This is a genomic window from Flavobacterium aquariorum (genome assembly GCF_003254745.1).
Classification (GTDB): Bacteria; Bacteroidota; Bacteroidia; order Flavobacteriales; family Flavobacteriaceae; genus Flavobacterium; species Flavobacterium aquariorum.
On sequence record NZ_QKXH01000020.1, the window covers coordinates 1 to 2,862 of the forward strand.

Consider the following 2,862-nt stretch of genomic DNA (forward strand, 5'->3'; position numbering starts at 1 on the left):
CCAACACACGCTACAAGCGATTTGGGCAATTGGCTTAATTGAAAAATGGTTTTGTATTTGAAAGATTTAGCAAATCCGAAAACAGGGCTTAATTTAGTCCCAAACCGCGTGTAGCGCGAGAACGTTATGCCTCAGTTTAGAAAACCGAAACGTTAAAAAACAGAAAAATGGAAATTGAAAATAGTGTAATTGAATTTTTAATTTCAAAACACGAATTAGGTAAGTTAAATAATATAGCATCGCAAGAAATATATAAAAAGTTTAAAGTTGCTGACATAGAACTCGATTTAATATTAAGAAAATTAGAGGCGAAAGGAATTATTGACAGGAAAAAATATAGAAGATTAATGTGTTTGACTTTAACAGGATTAGACATAAAAGAAAACGGTGGTTGGATTAAACATTTAGAAATGGAAAAAGAAAATCGGAAAAATGAAACTAATAAAACTTCAACTATTATAGCAGAAAATTACATTGGCGGAGATAATTATGGAATTCAATCGTCGAAAAGTGATTTTACAGCACCAATAACCATAAATGCAAAACAAAAACCAAGTATTAATCCTGAAATAAAATCATCTGTCCAAAATTTTTTTTCTAATCCTTGGGTATTGTTAATTAGTGGAATAGCCATTGAAGAAATAACGCTTGGTAAAATATATAAATTCATAATTTCAATAATTTAAAATAATAAAGTATGGCTTTAATTAATTGTAAAGAATGTAATGCTAAAATAAGCGATAGTGCAAAGAGTTGCCCTAATTGCGGAAATCCAAATTTGAAACAAGAGAAAAGTAGCGGTTGTTCTACTGTATTTATTGCAATAGGTTCAATATTATTATTGCTATTCATAATTGGAAAATGTAGTAATGGATCAAATGATACAAGTAATGATTTTGTTGATACTTCCGCAGTTGCCGTTGATACGTCAGCCGTTATCGATAACGCACCTATGGTTAGACAATTAACAGCAACAGAAAGAAAGGAAAATATTGAGAAAATAAGAAATATGTTTTTAGACACAGGCATAGATGTAAAAGTTAGTGTTTATGGAAAAAATAATGAAACATTAGAATTAGAGTATGCTCTTTTTAATGATGTTTGGCTTCGTAAATTTGAAACTTCAGGAATGTTTGACAACTTTCATAAGTTGGGTTTCAAGAAAATTATTTTAAATGATAATTACGATTACAAAACTTCTGTTACATACTAAACTGAAAATTGGAATAAATAAAAAACCGAAGGCATAACAGCCGTTTGGCGAGATTGGGGTTTTAGGCTGAATGGAAACTTGGTTTTGTATTTGGAAAATTTGTGTTTAACCTAAAAACCTCGCATATTTAACCCCCAACCTCGCCAAGCGCCAGAACGTTATGCCTCAGTTTACAGCAAACGACAAAAACAGAATATAAAAACTAAACCTAAAATAAAAATGGAAAAAGAATTAATCGAAACAATTAACGATTTAATTTCAGAAATGAAAAAACTAAAAAATGAAATTTCAGAATTAAAAGAAGTTAACAAAGAATTAAAATCAAATGTTTATTTATTGCAAGAATATGTTAGCACTTTGTAGGTCACAAACAATCAAAATTTTTATATTATTTTTTGGAACAACTTTAAGTTATTCTCAAAATCCATTAACAGATTCTGATTATTACAAAGCTTATAATGAGTTTTCGATTATGGATTACGCTAAAAAAGCATTTGACTTGGACAATAAAATATGCGTATTTTTAAGTAGTTCTGAAACTTTTGATAAAAAAATGGCAGTTGTTGATGCTTTTAATTCTCCGGCAGAAATGGACGCGGGCGATTTATTTTTAACATACTTAAAGCATAAATACAATATTAACGAAATTAAACAAATCCCAAACATTGAAGATAAACTCATTTTAAGTTATCTGTACTTAACATCTAATATTACTCTTTCAAAACAAATCTTAAAGGAAAATGAGAAATTATATTCAGAAAGATTAAGTTTTGGTGTTTTAAAATTTATTATCAACTCTGAAGAAGAGATTGGAAACGATGAATGTAAAGTTTGGAGAGATTTTCAAATTTTAGACAATTCTAGTTTTAAAATAAAAGATTTTAGAACAAATGCTATTACTTTAATTGCAAAATCTGTTGATAAGTTGAGATATAAATGTTCAAATGAAATGTTAGTTGTTACTAATACAAAAAGACATTTTACAAATGAAATTAAAGTTAATAGATTTCAGCTCAAACATGAGAATGGAATATACAGAGTCAATTTGAATATAAATAATTCTGTAAATTTAGATTTTATATTAGATAGTGGAGCTTCCGTAGTTTTAATTCCAGAAGATGTATTTAGTGTTCTCGTTAGAAATGGAACAATTTCAAAAAACGACATTCTTGGTTATAAGACTTTCACAATTGCTGATGGTACATCTTCTCAAAAACCAATTTTTAAAATTAAAAGTTTAACAATTGGGAATATTACAGTAAATAATATTGAAGCTACAGTAGGTGAAAAAAATAGTGATTTATTATTAGGTCAATCATTTATCCGAAAATTTAAGTCTATAAAAATTGACAATTCAAGTAATGAATTAATTATTGAAAACTAAATAAAAAACCGAAGGCATAACAGCCACTACAACGGATTTGGGCAATAGGCTTAATGGAAAAATGGTCTTGTACTTGGAATGATTTGGCAAATCCGAAAATAGGGCTTAATTTAATCCCAAACCCGCTGTAGTGCCAAGACGTTAGGTAGCATAACCAAGATAATCCGGAGAATTGAAGAAATAAAGTTGTAAAAAACTAACTGATAAAAAATATAAAACATGACAGATTTATTTAGAGGAACATACTTTGAGGCGATGAATATTA

General features: G+C 28.4%; 4 protein-coding genes. All 4 read left to right on the forward strand.

All coding sequences use genetic code 11. The features are described from left to right. The first annotated feature begins 167 nt into the window (after nucleotides 1-167). Complete coding sequence (locus DOS84_RS18765; RefSeq protein ID WP_111411638.1) at nucleotides 168-686, forward strand: hypothetical protein; 519 nt, start codon at nucleotides 168-170, stop codon at nucleotides 684-686. Between the two features lie 11 nt (nucleotides 687-697). Next, complete coding sequence (locus tag DOS84_RS18770; RefSeq protein ID WP_111411639.1) at nucleotides 698-1,213, forward strand: zinc ribbon domain-containing protein; 516 nt, start codon at nucleotides 698-700, stop codon at nucleotides 1,211-1,213. Nucleotides 1,214-1,432: 219 nt separating this feature from the next. Then, the gene (locus tag DOS84_RS19170) at nucleotides 1,433-1,576 is read left to right on the forward strand and encodes a hypothetical protein (protein ID WP_165830471.1); all 144 of its coding nucleotides are present in this window, start codon (nucleotides 1,433-1,435) and stop codon (nucleotides 1,574-1,576) included. Then, nucleotides 1,560-2,597, forward strand: coding sequence for a retropepsin-like aspartic protease family protein (locus DOS84_RS18775; RefSeq protein WP_165830472.1), 1,038 nt, complete (start codon nucleotides 1,560-1,562; stop codon nucleotides 2,595-2,597). Before DOS84_RS19170 ends, DOS84_RS18775 begins: the two co-directional genes overlap by 17 nt. Nucleotides 2,598-2,862: the final 265 nt, after the last annotated feature.

Coding starts and splice junctions, on each gene's coding strand:
- DOS84_RS18775 (WP_165830472.1), top strand. CDS start 1,560: ATGTTAGCACTTTGTAGGTCACAAACAATCAAAATTTTTATATTATTT.
- DOS84_RS18765 (WP_111411638.1), top strand. CDS start 168: ATGGAAATTGAAAATAGTGTAATTGAATTTTTAATTTCAAAACACGAA.
- DOS84_RS18770 (WP_111411639.1), top strand. CDS start 698: ATGGCTTTAATTAATTGTAAAGAATGTAATGCTAAAATAAGCGATAGT.
- DOS84_RS19170 (WP_165830471.1), top strand. CDS start 1,433: ATGGAAAAAGAATTAATCGAAACAATTAACGATTTAATTTCAGAAATG.